The sequence below is a fragment of the Bradyrhizobium sp. 139 genome, from assembly GCF_023074175.1.
Taxonomy (GTDB): Bacteria; Pseudomonadota; Alphaproteobacteria; order Rhizobiales; family Xanthobacteraceae; genus Bradyrhizobium.
The window spans coordinates 45552-63471 of sequence record NZ_JADPKS010000135.1 but is presented as its reverse complement, the minus strand read 5'-3'; the positions used below and the strand labels follow the sequence as shown (position 1 = coordinate 63471).

Sequence of the window (17920 nt, the reverse complement as noted above, 5' to 3'; positions counted from 1 at the left end):
ACCGTCAGACTTTCTCGACTTCGGGACGGCCGAGCAGGCCGGTCGGCATGAAGATCAGCACGACGATCAGGATCGAGAACGCCGCGACGTCTTTGTACTCGACCGAGAAATAGGCCGACCAGAACGTCTCGATGAGGCCGATGGCAAGACCGCCCAGCATGGCGCCAGGCAGCGAGCCGATGCCGCCGAGCACGGCCGCGGTGAACGCCTTGATGCCGGCGACGAAGCCCATGAAGAAATCCACCAGACCGTAATAGAGCAGGTACATCAGGCCTGCCACCGCGGCGAGCGCGGCGCCGATCACGAAAGTCATGGAGATGGTGCGGTCGACATCGACGCCGAGCAGCGCTGCCATGGTCTGGTCCTGCTCGCAGGCGCGCATGTCGCGCCCGAGCCGGGTGCGCGAGACCAGCCAGGTGAAGATCGCCAGCAGCACGATGGTGGTGATGACCACCATGATCTGGATGTTGGAGAGCTGGATCACGAAACCGTCCGGGCTCTCATGCAGCGTGTAGCCGCCGGTGATGAGGGGCGGGATCGGCTTGACGCGTGCGCCCTGCGCCACCTGCGAATAGTTGGTCAGCACGAACGACATGCCGATCGCCGACAGCATCGGGGCAAGGCGGAAGGAGTGACGGAGCGGCCGGTAGGCGATGCGCTCGATGGTCCAGCCATAGAGCGCGGTGATCGCCATCGCGACCAGCAGCACCACCAGCAGGATCACCGGGACCGCGGTCAGGCCGAGCGAGATCAGGATCAGGAAGGTGATCAGGGCGATGAAGCCGCCGATCATGAAGACATCGCCATGGGCGAAATTGATCATGCCGACGATGCCGTAGACCATCGTATAGCCGATGGCGATCAGGCCGTAGATCGAGCCCAAAACGAGACCGTTGATGAGCTGCTGGGCGAAATAATCCATGGGCTGCCGTTACCAAACCTGACGCGGCTCAAAGGGAGCTCTTCGAGAGAGAGTACTAGTTTCTTCTCGGGCCCCGGCAGCCCTTCAGCATTCTTCTCGTTTTGTAACAGCAGGGAACTGGCGGCTGCAACTGGCCGGACATTGGCATAATGGCTTGTACAGGGGTCATTTCGTCACGAATGTCATCTTGGGGGTTCCGTAGGTGCGAGGAACCGGGTTCCCCAAGGCAACCAAAATGGATGCCGGCCGTTGTCCGCGCTCTGACGTCCAACAAGGGAGCTTTCCCCAATGACGAAGCAGCAGAACCAGAATCCGGGCCAGCAGACACAGAACCCCGGCCAGCAGCGCTCCGGGCAGCAACAACAGGGCGGCGGCCGGAAACCCGGACAGCAGCAGCAGGATCCGCAGCGCCAGGGCGAGATGCCCGGCCAGCAGCAGGGCGGCCAGCACGGTCAGGACGATTAGTTTGGGGCACGGAAGTGACCAGGCCCCGCCGAAAGGCGGGGCTTTTTTCCTTTGGGCGCGCCGCCCCGGCGGGCCGGTTAAGGTAAACAAAGGGTTTAGATTGCCGCCACACTCTGATGCGAGTTAGCTCCCCGCAAAGCCTTCCGTGGAAGGCGAGGCAGGCGAAGCGGGAAGCGGCATGTTCACGAATTGGCGGATCGGCTCGGTCAACGGCGCGCTGCTGGCGGCCTATTTCATCCCGGCCTGGACCCTTGTCGCCTTCAACATCTTCGTCGCGCCGGTGCACGGGCTCTACGAGCGGCCGAGCGTTGCTGTCGCCCTGTTCCTCAGCGATCATCTCCAGATGGCAGGGATGAGCACGGTGCGTGCCGCCTGGCTGCTGGCGCTGGGCCGGCTGACGGTGGTGGCGTTCTTTGCCATCTATCTCGCGCTTCTGTGCATTCCCCGGGTCCGCAAGAATGGCGGCAGCGACGAGGCGCTCGGCATTGCGCTTGCGATCGGCAGCCTGATCTCGTTTACGAGCATGTTGATGGCCTCGAAAGTCGGCGAGATGGCCGCGCTCCGGCTGCATGCCACCGAGCTCCTGCTGCTGCTCGGCGCTGCCATCGTGGTGGTAATCGAACGGCCCGCGCCGGCGCCGAAGATCGCCGAGACCGCCGTGCCGCTAGCTCTTGAGCAGGCCGAGCTCCTGCACAATCGCTGAAGCTTCCTTGATGGCGTGGTTCACCGCCGGCACGCCGCAATAGATTGCCTGCTGGAGCAGGATCTCCTTGATGTCATCGGCGGTGAAGCCGCCTTCCGCGAGCGCCGCGCGCACATGCAGGCGGAATTCGTCCCATTGCCCCAGCGCGACCATGGTGCCGATCACGAGCACGCGCCGCGTGCGCTCGTCGAAATGCGGCCGCGTCCAGATTTCGCCCCAGGCGTAGCGGGTGATCATGTCCTGGAAATCGGTGTTGAACGCGTTGCGATTGGCGATCGACTTGTCGACCCAGGCAGTGCCCAGAACTTTTCGCCGCACATTCATGCCGGCATCGCGGCGCTTCTGATCGTCCATGTGTTGTTCTCCTCTCCGTCATTGCGAGCGAAGCGAAGCAATCCAGAATCTTTCCGCGGAGACAGTCCGGATTGCTTCGCTACGCTCGCAATGACGATTGTGACTAGCGTTGCGTCAAAAAGCCCACCACCGCGTCGGTAAACGCGTGCGGCTGCTCGACATTTGAAATGTGCGCGGCGTCGATGATGGTCATGCTGGCGCCGGGAATTTTGCTGCGGATCAATTCGCCCGCCGAGATCGGCGTCGCCATGTCGTGGCGGCCGGCGATCACCAATGTAGGGCTCTTGATCTTCGGCAACAGCTCGCGCTGGTCGAGTGTCGACAGCGCCTCGCAGCAGGCGAGATACCCTTCGACCGGGGTCGCGAGCAGCATCGATTTCATCCTTGCGGTGATCTGCGGCTCGCGCTCCCGGAAATCCTGCGTCAGCCAGCCCGCGATGACGGCATCGGCCACCGCCGCGATGCCGCCCTTCTTCACGGCGTCGATACGTTCCAGCCATTTGGTCGGTTCGGCATAATAGCAGGAGGTGTTGGCGAGGATGAGCTTACCGAACCGTTCCGGCGCATTCGCGCCGAGCCATTGCCCGACCATGCCGCCCATCGACAGGCCGCACCAATGCACCTTCTCGATGTTGAGGTCATCGAGGATCGCGAGCACGTCGCGGCCGAAGCGCTCCATCGAATAGGGGCGGGGCGGAACGTTCGACTTGCCATGGCCGCGGCGGTCGTAACGGACGACGCGAAACACCTGCGTCAGCGCCTTCATCTGCGGCTCCCACATCTGAAGCGTGCAGCCGAGCGAGTTGGAAAGCATCAGGGTCGGCCCGCCGTCGCGGCCCTCAACGGAGACGTTGATCAGGCAACCGTCGGCATCGATCATGGGCATGCGGCGTCTCCGTTCTGGAGCATGATCCGGACCCGGAGGGCCGCGTTAGCGCAAAGTGTGCAGCGGTTTTCCGAAAAGATCATGCTCAAACAATTATTCGCGCTCGAGGCTGTCGAGCAGGCGGTCGATCAGGGCTTGGGAAGCCCCTTGATAGGCCATCGGCTCGAACAATGCCGCAATTTTTTCCGGCGAAAGATGCGCCGTGACCTGCGAATCGGCGGCGAGCACCTCGCGCAGATGTTTCTTCTCGGCGACAGCGCGCTTGCTCGCGGCCTCGATGAGATGATGCGCCTCGCTTTTGCCGATCTTTTCGGCCAGTGCAAAGGTAACCGCTTCCGCCATGATCAGCCCATGCGTCGCATCGAGATTGCTGCGCATGCGCGCGGCATCGACCTCGAGGCCTTCGGCGATGTCGACGATGGCAGCGAGCGCGCCCGAGGTGACCAGCATCAATTGCGGCAGCGTCGGCCATTCCGCATGCCACGGGCCGGCGCTGCGTTCGTGGTCCTGCACCTGCGCGGCAAAAATCGTCGCGGCGAGCTGCGGGGCCATGGTCGCACAGCCCAGCGCGCTCGCCGCCGCGACCGGGTTGCGCTTGTGCGGCATGGTCGAGGAGCCGCCGCGCCCTTCACCGGCGGGCTCGAATGCTTCGGCGACATCGGTCTGCATCAGCAGTGAGACGTCGCGGGCGATCTTGCCGCAGCTTCCGGCGAGAATCGCAAAGCATGATGCCGCCTCCGCGATCCGGTCGCGATGGGTGTGCCAGGGTGCTTCCGGCAGCGGCAGATTGAGCTCCTGCGCCAGACGCTCGGCCACCGCGAGCCCCTTGTCGCCGAGAGCCGCGAGCGTGCCGGCCGCGCCGCCAAATTGCAGTGGGAGGCCCTCGCGGCGCAGCCGCCGCAGACGGCAGCGGGCGCGGGCAAGGCTTGCGGCATATTCGGCAGCCTTCAGCCCGAACGGCATCGGCAGCGCGTGCTGGAGCCAGGTCCGCGCCACCATCGCAGTGTTGCGGTGAGTACGCGCCAGCGCGGCAAAGCCCTTGATGGCGCGGCTGAGGTCGGCATCGAGTGCATCGATGCCGGCGCGAAGCATCAGCATGGTCGCGGTGTCGATGACGTCCTGACTGGTCGCACCCCAATGCACGTGGCGCGCGGCCTCCGCGTCGGCCTTGCCGACATTGGCGGTCAGTGCCTTGACGAGGGGAATCGCGAGATTGCCCGATCGCGTCGCGGCCTCGGCCAGCGCGGCCATATCGAAGGCATCAGCCTTGCATGCGGCTTCGATCGGGCCCACGCCGGATGCGGGAATCACGCCCGTGGCGACCTCAGCCCGCGCCAAAGCTGCCTCGAAATCGAGCATGTGCTGGATGGTGGACCGGTCGTCGCAGACGGCGCGCATGGCCGCGCTCGACAGCATCGGCGCGAGCAGGGAGGAGAGGGCTGTGCTCATGTTGCGCTGGACCTAACCATCATCGCTCCGCTGTGCCAATCCCAAACTAGCGGCGCAAGCCTTTTGCAGTTGCGAACATGCATTGCACGTGATCGAGGGCTGCCCTTTCCTTTGCGGCCTCCGTGCGTTACTTGAGCAGCATTATAGTTGCCGATCCAAGTTCGAGATTCCTGGAGGTACCCCCATGGCCATGACGATGAACGGCGAAGTCCAGCTTGCGGCGCCGCGCGAGGCCGTGTGGGAGAAGCTCAACAATCCCGAGGTGCTGAAGGCCTGCATTCCCGGCTGCGAGGAGCTGGAGAATACCGACGACGGCGGCTTTCGTGCGACGGCGAAAATGAAGGTCGGCCCGGTGTCGGCGCGCTTCAAGGGCAAGGTCACACTCTCCGATCTCGACCCGCCGAACGGCTACAAGATCTCCGGAGAAGGCGAAGGCGGGGTGGCCGGATTCGCCAAGGGCGGTGCAGTTGTCAAGCTCGCGGAGAAGGATGGCGGTACACTGCTCTCCTACGAGGTCGAGGCACAGATCGGCGGCAAGTTGGCGCAGCTCGGCCAGCGCCTGATCAACGGCGCGGCCAAGAAACTGGCCGACGAATTTTTCGCGAACTTCGCCAAGGCGGTAGAGGGCTGAAGGCTATCGCCTTTCGGCATGGCACCTTGCGTCCGGGGTGATGTTGCCCCCGGGCATAATGGCCCATATGATGGGTTGGAATAATTATAAGAACCGCTTCGACGGGACCCGTCGGGGCGCTGATAGAGAGTGCTTATGGCAAAAATCTCCCTCATCGTGAACGGCAATCCTGTCACGGCCAACGTCGATCCCCGCACCCTGCTGGTGCAGTTCCTGCGCGAGAATCTGCGCCTGACCGGCACCCATGTCGGCTGCGACACGTCGCAGTGCGGCGCCTGTGTCGTGCATCTCGACGGCAAGGCCGTGAAGTCCTGCACCACGCTGGCCGTGATGGCCGACGGCCACGAGGTCAAGACGATCGAGGGACTGGCCGCCGACGGCGCGCCGCTGCATCCGATGCAGGAGGCCTTCCGCGAGCACCATGGCCTGCAGTGCGGCTTCTGCACGCCCGGCATGATCATGACCGCGATCGACATCGTCCATCGCAAGGGCCACGAGCTCGACGACCACATCATCCGCGAGGAGCTGGAGGGCAATCTCTGCCGCTGCACCGGCTACCAGAACATCGTCGCCTCGATCTCCGCCGGCGCCAAGGCGATGTCGAAATCCGACCGCCCGTAAATCGCGCACGCATTCTGCGATCAGGACATTCAGATGTACGAATTCAAATACCATCGCCCCGGGACCGTGCGGCAGGCCGCCAACCTCCTACTGAAGAACGAAGACGCCAAGGTGATTGCCGGCGGCCACACGCTGATTCCCGTCATGAAGCAGCGCCTCGCCAGCCCGCCGCATCTGGTCGACGTCTCCCACATCGAGGGGCTCAACACGATCGAGATGAAGGGCCGCGCACTCGTGATCGGCGCCACCGCCAGGCACGCCGAGGTCGCAAGCTCCGCGATCGTCGGTGAGGCGATCCCGGCGCTTGCGAATCTTGCGAGCCAGATCGGCGACCCGGCCGTGCGCCACAAGGGCACGCTCGGCGGCTCGCTCGCCAACAACGATCCGACCGCGGACTATCCGGCCGCGGTGCTCGCGCTCGGCGCCACCATCGTCACCAACAAGCGACGCCTCAAGGCCGAGGAGTACTTCCAGGGCCTGTTCTCTACCGCGCTGGAGGCCGACGAGATCATCACCAAGGTGATGTTCCCGCTGGCGAAGAAGGCGGCCTACATCAAGTTCCGCAACCAGGCCTCGCGCTACGCGCTGGTCGGCGTGTTCGTGGCGCGGCGTCCGTCGGACGTGCGCGTCGCCGTCACCGGTGCCGGCTCCGAAGGCGTGTTCCGTGTCACCGCGTTCGAGGAAGCCCTGAAGAAGCGCTTCGCCGCGAAGGCGCTTGATGGCATCGAGGTGCCGGCGGAAGGCCTCAACAGCGATATTCATGGCAGCGCCGAATACCGCGCGCATCTCATCGGGGTGCTGACGCGACGCGCCCTCGATGCCGCCAATGCCAAGGAGTGAGGTGACCTCACGCCTCGGCCCAAACTTTGTCCCCAGTGAGGGCGTAGCGAGACTGGCTTTTTCATGACTTCAGCGGCCAATTTTTCCGGTGCTTTGCCGGCATCGGTCGATGCGATGCTCGAACTTCTGACATCGCGCGACTATCTCGCGGAGCGGTCGCTGGCGACGGTGACTTACCTGTCACTGCGCATGGGTCGGCCGCTGTTTCTGGAAGGCGAGGCCGGTGTCGGCAAGACCGAGATCGCGAAAGTGCTGTCCGCGGCATTGGGGCGGAAGTTGATCCGTCTTCAGTGCTACGAGGGCCTCGACGTCTCGTCGGCGGTATACGAGTGGAACAGCGCCGCGCAGATGATCGCGATCAGGATGGCGGAAGCGGCCGGCGACACCGACCGCGAGCAGCTCTCGAGCGATATCTTCGCCGAGCGCTACATGATCAAGCGGCCGCTGCTCCAGGCGCTGGAGCCCGACGTCGCCGGCCCGCCGGTGTTGCTGATCGACGAGCTCGACCGCGCCGACGAGGCGTTCGAAGCCTACCTGCTCGAAATCCTCAGCGACTTCCAGGTGACGATTCCAGAGTTCGGCACCGTGAAGGCGCCGCATCCGCCGATCGTCATCATCACCTCCAACCGCACCCGTGAGATCCACGACGCGCTGAAGCGGCGTTGCCTCTATCACTGGGTCGACTATCCCGCCGCCGAGCGCGAGCTCGCGATCGTCAAGACGCGGGTGCCCGGCATCTCCGCCAAGCTGTCGCAGCAGGTCGTGCGTTTCGTCCAGGCGTTGCGCAACCAGGACTTCTACAAATCGCCTGGTGTCGCCGAGACCATCGACTGGGCCACCGCGCTATCGGAGCTCGATGCCCGCTCGCTGACCCCGCAAGTGGTCGGCGACACGCTGGGCGCGCTGCTCAAATACCAGGACGACATCATCCGGATGCAGGGCGATACCTTGCAGAAGGTGCTGAAGGAAGCGACGAGCGAGGATTGATTTTCCCGTCATTCCGGGGCGCGCGTTCGCCGCGCCCCGGAATGACGACTGAGGGTGCTGAACCATGGCCATCAACCACTTGGCGCCGGAGCAGACCGAACAGTTCGCCGACAACATCGTCGGCTTCGCCCGTGCGCTGCGCGCGTCGGGCATGCCGGTCGGACCGGGGGCGGTCATCGATGCCATGAGCGCGCTCCAGGTGATCGACATCGGCAACCGCGCCGACGTCTTCGCCACGCTGGAGGCGATCTTCGTCAAGCGCCACGAGCATGCGCTGATTTTCAGGCAGGCCTTCAACCTGTTCTTCCGCGCCTCGGAAGAGTGGAAGCACATGCTGGATTCGGTGCCGCTGCCGGAGCAGGCCAAGAAGAAACCGCAGGCCGGCTCGCGCCGCGTGCAGGAGGCGATGTCGCAGCCGCGGATGACGGAGACGCCGCAGCACCAGGAGCAGGATTTGCGCCTGTCGGTCTCCGACAGGGAAATCCTTCAGAAGAAGGATTTTGCGCAGATGAGCGCGGCTGAGATAGCCGAAGCGCTCCGCGCCGTCGACCGGATGCGGCTGCCCCAGGCCGAGCTTCTGATGCGCCGGCACCGGCCCGATCCGCGCGGGCTTCGCCTCGATTTGCGCCGCACGCTGCGCGCGTCCTTGCGCACCGGCGGCGACATCATCGACATCCATCGCCTCGGGCGGATCGAAAAGCCGGCGCCGATCGTCGCGCTGCTCGATATCTCGGGCTCGATGAACGAGTACACCCGCCTCTTCCTGCATTTCCTGCATTCCATCGGGGACGCGCGAAAACGCGTCTCGGTGTTCCTGTTTGGGACGCGGCTCACCAACGTCACCCGCGCGCTGCGCCAGCGCGATCCTGACGAGGCGCTGGCGAGCTGCTCGGCTTCGGTCGAGGACTGGGCCGGCGGCACCCGGATCTCGGCCTCACTGCACAACTTCAACAAATTGTGGGCGCGCCGGGTGCTCAGCCAGGGCGCCATCGTGCTGCTGATCTCCGACGGGCTGGAGCGGGAGGCCGATTCCAAGCTCGCCTTCGAGATGGATCGGCTGCACCGGTCCTGCCGGCGGCTGATCTGGCTCAACCCGCTGCTCCGGTTCGGCGGCTTCGAGGCCAAGGCGCAGGGCATCAAAATGATGCTTCCGCACGTTGACGAATTCCGTCCCGTGCATAATTTGAGTTCGATCCAGGAGCTGATCACCACGCTCTCCCGTCCGCTGCCGCCGCATCACCGCAGCCTGATCCGTTCCGCAGCTTGAGAGGTAGGCCATGCTCGATCGCGACGAGGACATTCTAAGGGCGGCGGAGGACTGGCAGAAGGCCGGCCGTGGCGTCGCGCTGGCGACCGTGGTGGAGACCTGGGGCTCGGCGCCGCGCCCGGCGGGCTCGAGCCTCGTCATCAATGACGAGGGCACCTTTCTGGGGTCGGTCTCGGGCGGCTGCGTCGAAGGCGCCGTGGTCACCGAGGCCATGGACGTGATCCAGAGCGGCAAGCCCAAAATGCTGGAATTCGGCGTCGCTGACGAGACCGCCTGGAACGTCGGGCTGTCCTGCGGCGGCACTATCCGCGTCTTCGTTGAGAAAGTTGGCTAGCCGTGAAGCTCGAGATCCTGCACGAACTCAATGCCGAGCGCGCGGCGCGCCGGCCGGTGATCCTGGTGACCGACACCGAGAATGGCGAGCAGCGTCTGGTGAAGGCCAGGGACTTTGCAAAAGATCCGCTGCATGCCGAACTGGACAAGCAGCTTCGCATGGGCAAGAGCGCCAGTATCGAAGCTGGCGGCAAAAAACTGTTCCTCAACGTCTGCGCGCCGACTGCAAAACTGGTCATCGTCGGCGCGGTCCATATCAGCCAGGCGCTGGCGCCGCTGGCGCGCTCGCTCGGCTACGACGTCACCGTGGTCGATCCGCGCACGGCGTTTGCGAGCCCCGAGCGCTTCCCTGACATTCCGCTGGTTGCCGAATGGCCCGACACGGCGCTGCCGCCGCTCAATGTCGATCCCTACACGGCTTTCGTCGCGGTGACGCACGATCCAAAGATCGACGATCCGGCGCTGCTGCACGCCTTCGAGCGCAACTGCTTTTATATCGGCGCGCTGGGTTCGCGGAAGACGCATGCCAAGCGCGGCGATCGGCTGCGGGCGCAGGGCGCCAAGGAAACCGACGTCGCCCGCATCCACGCCCCGATTGGACTTGCGATCGGCGCAGTCTCACCATCCGAGATCGCGGTGTCGATCATGGCCGAGATCACGGCGGTGCTTCGGCTACCTTCCAAAGAAAAAGTAGAAGCGGCATGAAGTTCGGCCCGGCGAGCCCCAGGGATGCGATCGGCGGCGTGACCGTCCACACGCTGCGCCAGGGCCCGCTGGTGCTGAAGAAGGGCACCACGATCGGCCCGGCCGAGGTCGAGGCGCTGGAGCGCGCCGGCATCGAGGACGTCGTGGTGGTGCGCATGGAGGAGGGCGACGTCTCAGAGGACGTGGCAGCCGCCAGCATCGCGCTCGCCATTGGCGGCGAGGGCATCCATGTCGAGCGCGCTTTCACCGGCCGCGCCAATCTGTTCGCCGCGCGCCCGGGCGTGCTGGTGATCGACCGCGCCGCGGTCGATCGCATCAACAATATCGACGAGGCCATCACCTTTGCGACGCTCACCGCCTACAAGCCGGTGGTCGAGGGCGAGATGGTCGGCACCGTCAAGATCATCCCGTTCGGAGTTCAAGGAAATCTGCGCGATGCCGCAGTGAAGGCGGCGGGCAGGGACGTGCTGAAGATCGCGCCTTACGTGATCCAGCGCGTCGGCGTGGTCTCGACGTTGCTGCCGGGCCTGTCCTCCAAGGTGATCGACAAGACGCTGCGCGTCACCGCCGAGCGTCTCGCGCCGGCCGGCGCCAGCATCATCGCCGAGCGGCGTGTCGCCCATGAGGAGCAGGCACTGTCGGCCGCGATCAAGGAGTTGCTCGCGCTCGGCGCCGAGCTCGTCATCGTGTTCGGGGCGTCCGCGATCGCCGACCGCCGCGACGTGATTCCGGCGGCCGTCACCGGGATCGGCGGCGAGATCGAGCATTTCGGCATGCCGGTCGATCCCGGCAACCTGCTGCTGATCGCGCGTGCCGGCGGGGTGCCTGTGCTGGGCGCGCCGGGCTGCGCGCGCTCGCCGGTCGAGAACGGTTTTGACTGGGTGCTGATGCGGCTTCTCGCCGGCATCAGGGTGACGCGAGCCGAGCTGATGGGCATGGGTGTCGGCGGCCTCCTGATGGAGATCGTGACGCGGCCGCAGCCCCGCGCAAAGCCGGAGATCGAGGGCAACAGCCAGGTCGCGGCCATCGTGCTGGCGGCGGGACGCTCGACCCGTATGGGCGGACCGAACAAGCTGCTCGCGGAGCTCGACGGCAAGAAGCTGGTGCGGATCGCGACCGAGCAGGCGCTGGCCTCCAAGGCCTCCGAGGTGATCGTCGTCACCGGCCACCAGACCGAGCTGGTGGAGCAGGCGCTACAAGGCTTGAAGGTGAGGTTCGTCAAAAACCCGGATTTCGCCGGCGGTATTGCGAGCTCGGTCAAGGCCGGCATCGCGGCCGTGCCCGAGGCCTGCGACGGCGCGGTGGTCTGTTTGGGCGACATGCCGTTGATTGATGCCGGCCTGATCGACCGTCTTGTCGACGGCTTTGCGCCGGATCGGGGCAACCTCATCGTCGTGCCCGTCAGCGAAGGCCGCCGCGGCAATCCCGTGCTGTGGTCGCGCCGCTTCTTCAAGGAATTGATGACGCTCGACGGCGATGTCGGCGCGCGGCACCTGATCGCAAAGCATACGGAGGCGGTCGCCGAAGTGCCCGTCGACGGCGAGAGCGCCTTCCTGGACATCGACACGCCGCAGGCGCTGGAAGCGGCGCGCCAGGGATAGTGCCGTACTGCGTCTGGTGGGCAAAGCGAAACGTGCCCACCAGACAGTCGTGTTGATAGACGGTGGGCACGGCGCTTCGCGCTATTGCCCCCCCTACAGCACCTCTCAATCGTCCGATTTAACCACCCGTTCACCATCTGGAAACGACGACGGCTTAGAGTCCTCCCACCTGCCTTGGGGGGAGGGGTTTTTCCATGGCTTCGAACGTCGTCGCGCGCCGCTGCGCGATGTTTTTCTTTGCGCTGTCGGTTTGTGTCGCCGGCGCTCGCCACATCACGGATGCGCATGCTGCCGGTGCGTTTGCGGTCGGCAAGTGCGGCGCCTACGGTCAGGCCTTTGATTACGGCGCCGAGCACGAGGCGCGCGCGGCGGCGCAGAAGCAGTGCAAGGGCGACTGCACGACGGTGACGATGAGGCGCGCATGCGCTGCGATGTCGGTCGATCTCTCTAACCCTTGCGGCGCCTATGGTTACGCCGTGAAGCCGAAGATCTCGGCCACGCTAAATGCCGCCACCCGCGAATGCTACAAATACGGCGGCAAGGAATGCGTGATCCGCGCATGGGCCTGCGACGCGAAGGGCTGATTTTTCTTGCCGTCATTCCAGCGCGATGCGTAGCATCGAGCCAGGAATGACTGTTGGGGAATTCAATGCAGTTCGATACCAAGATCGCCGTCGTGATCCGCGCCGATCTTCAGGCCTGGCAGAAGCTCAACGTTGCCTCCTTTCTCACCAGCGGCATCGCCGCGGCCTTTCCGGACTGCATCGGCGAACACTATGAGGACGCCTCGGGTACGAAATACCACGCGCTGATCGGCCAACCGATCCTGATCTACGGCGCCGACGGTCCCGCGCGCTCGACCGTGCGCTCTCGCGCGACGTGACGGCCGCCGTGTATACCGAGGACATGTTCAAGACCACGCATGATGCCGCCAATCGCGAGGCGGTGAGGGCGGTGGCGCGTGCCGATCTCAATCTCGTCGGCATCGCCATGCGCGCCGAGCGTAAGGTGATCGACAAGATCGTCGACGGCTTGAAATTCCACAGCTGAAGGCTTGCCCGAACGGCGCGGGCAAAGCTTCAATCGCGTTACATCGGCGGCATGCCCTCGAACTTCGGCAGGTGCGGGTCGAGGTGATCCCAGCCATGCCCGCGCGCGGCGTAAGTCACCACCTGCGGCTTGTAGCCGCCGGGATCGTCGAGGCTTGCGGCGCGGATGGTGAAGACGTCGGGCATGGCGGAAAACGTCATGTAGACCGGCGCGCCGCAATTCGGGCAGAAGGCGCGCGTCTTCACGTTGCCGCTGTCGGCGGTCATGTCCCAGTGCTTGGCCTCGCCCGTCACCGTCACGCCCGCGCGGGGAAACGTCATGTGCGAGCCGTGGCCGGTGCCGCTTTCTCGCTGGCAGTCCCGGCACTGGCAATCATTGCTGAACACCGGCTCCCCGACGATCTGGTAGCGGATCGCGCCGCAGGCGCAGCCGCCGGTATAAGGCTTGTCCATTGCGATAGCTCCTTACTTTTGCTCGCCGCTGATCTCGTCGAGCTGCCGCACGACCTTCTTCCAGCCGCCGCTCATGAGCGTGTAGGCACTGTCGTTCCTGGGCATGACGAAGCCCGCATGAACGAGGCGGATCCGCGTACCGGCTTCGACCGGGGCGAGGGACCACGTCACCATGGTGTCGAGCGGCGCGCCGTAGCCGGTGTTGCGCTCATCGCCGCCCTTCCAGGCGTAGACGAGGCGCCGGTTCGGCACGACTTCCAGAACCCGGCAATGGATCACGCCGTCCCAGGCGCCGCCCGGGGTGGTCTGGAACGTGAAGGCGTTGCCTACGACGGCTTCGAAGCCGGTCGGCTGCATCAGCCAGCGCGCGATCAACTGCGCGCTGGTCAGCGCCTTCCAGATTGTCTCGGCCGTGTGAGGGAGGACCTCGTCGATGACGATGTCCCGGATATTTGCTTGGGTCTCTGCTTTCGACTCGGCTGCACTCACGGATCGATCTCCTTCAAGAGGTCACGCAGGTTCTGGAAGCGCTCGCGCCAGAAGACGCCGTAATGATCCATCCAGCTGACCAACGGCTCGAGGCCTTGCGGCGCGGCGCGGTAGTAGACGTTGCGGCCCTCCGCGCGCTCGGCGACGAGGCCCGCCTGCTTCAGCGACTTCAGGTGCTGCGAGATCGCGCCCTGGGTCACGCCGCTGCCGCGCGTCAGTTCGGCGACGCTGATCTCCTTGCTCTCGAAGACACGCTCGAACACGGCACGCCGGGTCGGATCGGCGAGGGCGCGCATCACGGTGGTGACGGGGTTTGGGTCGGCTTCAAACATGGCTGATAAATTAGCGCGTGCTAATGCATTAGTCAATGCTAATTGATGCAAGCCCCCAATCCGACATGTCGGTTGACTTGAATTTGACTGACCAGTCAGTCATAATTTCGAGCATGACAAAGAAAGCGACCATGGCCGTTGCGCCGTCCACCCGCCGCGCCAGCGCGAAGGGCCAAGCGCCGGATGCCAATGAAGAGGCCGTCGCTCCCGCATCGAACCGCGCGGCGCGCACGGCGGAGCGACGTGCAGCGATTGTGGAGGCCGCGCTGGAGGAGTTCATCGCGCGCGGCTTCGCGGCGACGCGGCTCGACGATGTCGCCAAGCGGGCCGGTGTCGCCAAGGGCACGATCTATCTGCACTTCAAGGACAAGGAATCGATGTTCGAGGAGCTCGTCCGCATGGTGATGGTGCCGGTGGTGGAGCGGCTGACGACGCTGCCGCCGCCGACTGGCTCGGTGCGCGACCTCGTCGAGGCCTTTGCCAGCAATTTCCTCAAGGAGGTCGCGAACACCCGTCGCGGCGATCTGGTGCGCCTGATCGTGGCGGAGGGGCCGCGCTTTCCGTCCGTCGCCGATTTCTACTATCGCGAGGTTGTCTCGCGCGGGATTGCCGGCATGCGCGCGCTGATCGAGCTCGGCATTGCCCGCGGTGAGATCCGCGAGAAGAACCTCGCGCGCTTTCCGCAGATCCTGGTTGCGCCGGCGATGATCGCGGTGATCTGGCAGAGCCTGTTTGCGCGGCACGCGCCGCTCGACGCACAGGACATGCTGCGCGTCCATCTCGATTTGATTTTTGGCGAACGGAGGACGACATGACGTCGCCGCAAATCGTCTCTCGCCTCATCCTGAGGAGCGCGGAACGCGCGTCTCGAAGGATGAAGGCCCGGCTGTTGCCCCTCGCCCTTCGAGACGCAGCTTCGCGGCTCCTCAGGGTGAGGGATCGACAGCATTGGTTGCCGCAAGAAATTTTGAGATTCGCATTGGCCGCCGTGCTCGCAATCGGGCTTGCCGGCTGCAACGAGAAGCGCGACCCCGGCTTCCAGGGCTGGGTCGAGGCCGACATGATCTTCGTCAGCCCGGACGAAGCGGGCCGGGTGACGAAGCTTAGCGTGCGCGAGGGCGATGAGGTGAAGGTCGGCGATGCCCTTTATACCGTCGATGACGACCTCCAGCTCGCCGATCTCAACCAGAACAAGGCGACGCTCGCGAATGCGCAGCAGAGCTATGATCGCGCGGCCTCGCTGAGCAAGACCGGCTCGGGCACGCAGGCCAATCTCGACTCCGCGGTATCGGCCTTGCGCGTCGCGGAAGCGCGGGTCGCGACGTCGGAGACGCGGATGGCGCGGCGCAAGGGCTTTGCCCCGGTCGCCGGCACCATCCAGCAGATCTATTTCCGCGAGGGCGAAATGGTGGCGGCGCAGCGGCCGGTGCTCTCGATCATGCCGCCCGGCAACATGAAGCTTCGCTTCTTCGTGCCCGAGGCCGAGCTGCCGAAGCTTGCGATCGGCGATACGGTGCGCATCGCCTGCGATAATTGCGCCGCCGATCTCACCGCAAAGATCTATTTCATCGCGACCTCGGCCGAATACACCCCGCCAGTGATCTACAGCCTCGAGGAGCGCAACAAGCTCGTCTATCTGATCCAGGCGCGGCCGGCGCGCCCCGACGCCTTGCGCGTCGGGCAGCCCATCAACGTTTATCTCAACCCCAAGACTCCGGTGGCGGACAAGCGATGAGCGACGGCAATGGCATCGCGATCGACGTCAAGGGCCTGACCAAATCGTTCGGCGGCCGCGAGGTCGTGCACGATCTGTCGATGCAGGTGAAGCGCGGCTCGATCTACGGCTTCCTCGGGCCGAACGGCTCGGGCAAGACCACGACCATCCGCATTCTCTGCGGCCTGCTCACGCCCGACAGCGGCGAGGGCACCTGCCTCGGCTGCGACATCTTGCGCGATGCCGAAAAGATCAAGCGCCAGGTCGGCTACATGACCCAGCGCTTCAGCCTGTACCAGGACCTCTCGGTCCGCGAGAACCTCGAATTTGTCGCGCGGCTCTACGGCCTGCGTGATGCCCGCGGCGCCGCGCGCGACATGATCAAGCGGATCGGGCTCTCTGGCCGCGAGGAGCAGCTCGCCGGCGAGCTCTCCGGCGGCTGGAAGCAACGCCTTGCGTTAGGGGCCTGCACGCTGCCCAATCCGAAACTGCTGTTGCTGGACGAGCCGACGGCGGGCGTCGATCCCAAGGCGCGGCGCGATTTCTGGAACGAGATCCACGCGCTCGCGGCCGACGGTCTCACCGTGCTGGTCTCGACCCACTACATGGACGAGGCCGAGCGCTGCCACGAGATCGCCTACATCGCCTATGGCCATTTGCTGGCGCACGGCACCGTTGACGAGGTGATCGCGAAATCCGCGCTGACCACCTACACCGTGACGGGCGAGGATTTGAACGGCCTCACGGCTGCGCTCACCGGCAAGCCCGGTATCGACATGGTGGCGCGGTTCGGCACGTCGCTGCACGTTTCCGGGCACGACGTCGCCGCGCTCGAAGCCAGCATCGCGCCGTGGCGCGAGAAGGCCGGCCTGCACTGGCACAAATCATCGCCCTCGCTCGAAGACGTGTTCATCGAGCTGATGAGCCGCTCCAAGGACAATTTCCAATGAGCGCGGTCGATCACCCCGCACCCGCGCGCGACATCCGCGAGCGCTTCGGCTTCTGGAGGCGCTCCTATGCGATGCTGGTCAAGGAGTTCATCCAGCTCAAGCGCGACCGCGTGTCGTTTGCGATGATCGTGATGCTGCCGGTGATGCAGCTTCTGCTGTTCGGCTATGCCATCAACACCACGCCGCACCATCTGCCGAGTGCGGTGCTGCTCCAGGAGGACTCGGATCTTGCCCGCTCGGTGCTGAAGGCGCTGGAGAACACCGCCTATTTCCGCTTCATCTACGAGGTGCACGACGTCGACGATTTCGACAACCTCCTGAAATCAGGCAAGGTGCTGTTCGGCGTCGAGATCCCGCGCGGCTTCGAGCGGGCGGTGCGGCGCGGCGACAGGCCGGCGCTGCTGGTTGCGGCCGACGCCACTGATCCCATTGCGGCGAGCGCTGCGCTCGGCTCGCTCGGCATGGTCGTGCAGACCGCGCTTGCGCACGATCTCTATATCGGCAATCCGCCCGAGATGCCGTTCGAGATCCGCGCGCATGCGCGCTACAATCCGGCCGCGGCGTCCAGCCTCAATATCGTGCCGGGCCTCGTCGGCACCATCCTCACGATGACCATGCTGATCTTCACCGCGCTCTCGGTCACCCGCGAGGTCGAGCGCGGCACCATGGAGAGCCTGTTGTCGATGCCGATCAGGCCGGTCGAGGTGATGTTCGGCAAGATCATCCCTTATGTGCTGGTCGGCTTCGTCCAGGCGTTCCTGATCATCGGCATCGGCGTCGGCCTGTTCGGCGTGCCCGTACTCGGCAATCTGGTCCTGCTGGCGTTGCTGTCGACGCTGTTCATCACCACCAACCTGTCGATCGGCTACACGATTTCGACTGTGGTGCAGAACCAGCTTCAGGCCATGCAGATGTCGATGATGTTCTTCCTGCCGAGCATCCTGTTATCCGGCTTCATGTTCCCCTTTGCCGGCATGCCGGCCTGGGCGCAATATGTCGGCGAATGCCTGCCGCTGACGCACTATTTGCGCATCGTCCGCGCCATCATGCTGAAGGGCGCGACCATGCAGAATCTGCGCTTCGACGCGCTGGCGCTGGCGATCCTGATGCTGGTCGCCATGACCATCGCCGTGACGCGCTTCCGCCGCACGCTGGATTGAGGCACAATG

Annotated in this window: 22 protein-coding genes and 1 pseudogene; 16 read left to right on the top strand and 7 right to left on the bottom strand. The window is 64.8% G+C overall.

Annotated features, from left to right (window positions below; genetic code table 11):
- Positions 1-4: 4 nt before the first annotated feature.
- A complete protein-coding gene (locus IVA80_RS30300; protein ID WP_247438362.1) occupies positions 5-922 on the bottom strand; it encodes a branched-chain amino acid ABC transporter permease LivH in 918 nt (305 codons plus the stop codon).
- A gap of 288 nt (positions 923-1210) precedes the next feature.
- On the opposite strand from IVA80_RS30300, the gene IVA80_RS30295 reads away from it, so the two are divergent.
- Positions 1211-1387, top strand: a complete 177-nt coding sequence (locus IVA80_RS30295) for a hypothetical protein (RefSeq protein ID WP_247438360.1) — start codon at positions 1211-1213, stop codon at positions 1385-1387.
- Positions 1388-1565: 178 nt separating this feature from the next.
- Entirely contained in the window at positions 1566-2090 is a 525-nt protein-coding gene (locus IVA80_RS30290; protein ID WP_247438358.1) for a hypothetical protein, read from the top strand.
- Here the strand turns inward: IVA80_RS30290 and IVA80_RS30285 are convergent.
- From IVA80_RS30285 to IVA80_RS30275, 3 genes are all read right to left on the bottom strand, one after another.
- On the bottom strand, positions 2052-2444 hold the full coding sequence (locus tag IVA80_RS30285) for a carboxymuconolactone decarboxylase family protein (protein WP_247438356.1): 393 nt from the start codon (positions 2442-2444) through the stop codon (positions 2052-2054). The two genes, IVA80_RS30290 and IVA80_RS30285, sit on opposite strands and share 39 nt — an antisense overlap.
- 103 nt (positions 2445-2547) lie before the next feature.
- Positions 2548-3330 (bottom strand): 3-oxoadipate enol-lactonase, encoded by a 783-nt coding sequence (pcaD, locus tag IVA80_RS30280; protein ID WP_247438354.1) that lies wholly within the window; start codon positions 3328-3330, stop codon positions 2548-2550.
- Between the two features lie 93 nt (positions 3331-3423).
- Positions 3424-4779 (bottom strand): 3-carboxy-cis,cis-muconate cycloisomerase, encoded by a 1356-nt coding sequence (locus tag IVA80_RS30275; RefSeq protein ID WP_247438352.1) that lies wholly within the window; start codon positions 4777-4779, stop codon positions 3424-3426.
- 184 nt (positions 4780-4963) lie between these two features.
- Here IVA80_RS30275 and IVA80_RS30270 point away from each other — a divergent pair, with 184 nt between their 5' ends.
- The 10 genes and pseudogenes from IVA80_RS30270 (at position 4964) to IVA80_RS30225 (ending at position 12814) form a co-directional block, all read left to right on the top strand.
- The gene (locus tag IVA80_RS30270) at positions 4964-5410 is read left to right on the top strand and encodes a carbon monoxide dehydrogenase subunit G (RefSeq protein WP_247438351.1); all 447 of its coding nucleotides are present in this window, start codon (positions 4964-4966) and stop codon (positions 5408-5410) included.
- Positions 5411-5545: 135 nt separating this feature from the next.
- Entirely contained in the window at positions 5546-6031 is a 486-nt protein-coding gene (locus IVA80_RS30265; RefSeq protein WP_247438350.1) for a (2Fe-2S)-binding protein, read from the top strand.
- Between the two features lie 33 nt (positions 6032-6064).
- Positions 6065-6871, top strand: coding sequence for a xanthine dehydrogenase family protein subunit M (locus IVA80_RS30260; RefSeq protein ID WP_247438349.1), 807 nt, complete (start codon positions 6065-6067; stop codon positions 6869-6871).
- A gap of 63 nt (positions 6872-6934) precedes the next feature.
- On the top strand, positions 6935-7858 hold the full coding sequence (locus tag IVA80_RS30255) for a MoxR family ATPase (RefSeq protein ID WP_247438348.1): 924 nt from the start codon (positions 6935-6937) through the stop codon (positions 7856-7858).
- Between the two features lie 64 nt (positions 7859-7922).
- Entirely contained in the window at positions 7923-9125 is a 1203-nt protein-coding gene (locus IVA80_RS30250) for a VWA domain-containing protein (protein WP_247438347.1), read from the top strand.
- A 10-nt stretch (positions 9126-9135) separates the two neighbouring features.
- Positions 9136-9459, top strand: coding sequence for an XdhC family protein (locus tag IVA80_RS30245; protein WP_247438346.1), 324 nt, complete (start codon positions 9136-9138; stop codon positions 9457-9459).
- 2 nt (positions 9460-9461) lie between these two features.
- The gene (locus tag IVA80_RS30240; protein WP_247438345.1) at positions 9462-10163 is read left to right on the top strand and encodes an XdhC family protein; all 702 of its coding nucleotides are present in this window, start codon (positions 9462-9464) and stop codon (positions 10161-10163) included.
- Positions 10160-11764: a molybdopterin-binding/glycosyltransferase family 2 protein gene (locus IVA80_RS30235; protein ID WP_247438344.1), complete on the top strand. Its 1605-nt coding sequence runs from the start codon at positions 10160-10162 to the stop codon at positions 11762-11764. The genes IVA80_RS30240 and IVA80_RS30235 overlap by 4 nt, the downstream gene beginning before the upstream one ends.
- Before the next feature lie 194 nt (positions 11765-11958).
- Positions 11959-12348, top strand: coding sequence for a DUF4189 domain-containing protein (locus IVA80_RS30230; protein ID WP_247438343.1), 390 nt, complete (start codon positions 11959-11961; stop codon positions 12346-12348).
- A 65-nt stretch (positions 12349-12413) separates the two neighbouring features.
- A pseudogene (locus IVA80_RS30225) lies at positions 12414-12814 on the top strand (DUF2000 family protein).
- Between the two features lie 38 nt (positions 12815-12852).
- Here the strand turns inward: IVA80_RS30225 and IVA80_RS30220 are convergent.
- The 3 genes from IVA80_RS30220 to IVA80_RS30210 are packed head-to-tail and all read right to left on the bottom strand — an operon-like array spanning position 12853 to position 14087.
- Positions 12853-13266: a GFA family protein gene (locus tag IVA80_RS30220; RefSeq protein ID WP_247438341.1), complete on the bottom strand. Its 414-nt coding sequence runs from the start codon at positions 13264-13266 to the stop codon at positions 12853-12855.
- Between the two features lie 12 nt (positions 13267-13278).
- Positions 13279-13755, bottom strand: a complete 477-nt coding sequence (locus IVA80_RS30215; protein WP_247438340.1) for an SRPBCC domain-containing protein — start codon at positions 13753-13755, stop codon at positions 13279-13281.
- Positions 13752-14087, bottom strand: coding sequence for a metalloregulator ArsR/SmtB family transcription factor (locus IVA80_RS30210; RefSeq protein WP_247438338.1), 336 nt, complete (start codon positions 14085-14087; stop codon positions 13752-13754). The genes IVA80_RS30215 and IVA80_RS30210 overlap by 4 nt, the downstream gene beginning before the upstream one ends.
- A gap of 113 nt (positions 14088-14200) precedes the next feature.
- Here IVA80_RS30210 and IVA80_RS30205 point away from each other — a divergent pair, with 113 nt between their 5' ends.
- From IVA80_RS30205 to IVA80_RS30190, 4 genes are read left to right on the top strand one after another with little or no spacing between them, the layout of a single operon-like run.
- Positions 14201-14902: a TetR/AcrR family transcriptional regulator gene (locus IVA80_RS30205; RefSeq protein WP_247438336.1), complete on the top strand. Its 702-nt coding sequence runs from the start codon at positions 14201-14203 to the stop codon at positions 14900-14902.
- On the top strand, positions 14899-15822 hold the full coding sequence (locus tag IVA80_RS30200) for an efflux RND transporter periplasmic adaptor subunit (RefSeq protein WP_276007979.1): 924 nt from the start codon (positions 14899-14901) through the stop codon (positions 15820-15822). Before IVA80_RS30205 ends, IVA80_RS30200 begins: the two co-directional genes overlap by 4 nt.
- The gene (locus IVA80_RS30195) at positions 15819-16751 is read left to right on the top strand and encodes an ABC transporter ATP-binding protein (RefSeq protein ID WP_247438332.1); all 933 of its coding nucleotides are present in this window, start codon (positions 15819-15821) and stop codon (positions 16749-16751) included. Before IVA80_RS30200 ends, IVA80_RS30195 begins: the two co-directional genes overlap by 4 nt.
- Positions 16748-17911, top strand: coding sequence for an ABC transporter permease (locus IVA80_RS30190; protein WP_247438331.1), 1164 nt, complete (start codon positions 16748-16750; stop codon positions 17909-17911). The genes IVA80_RS30195 and IVA80_RS30190 overlap by 4 nt, the downstream gene beginning before the upstream one ends.
- Positions 17912-17920 lie beyond the last annotated feature (9 nt).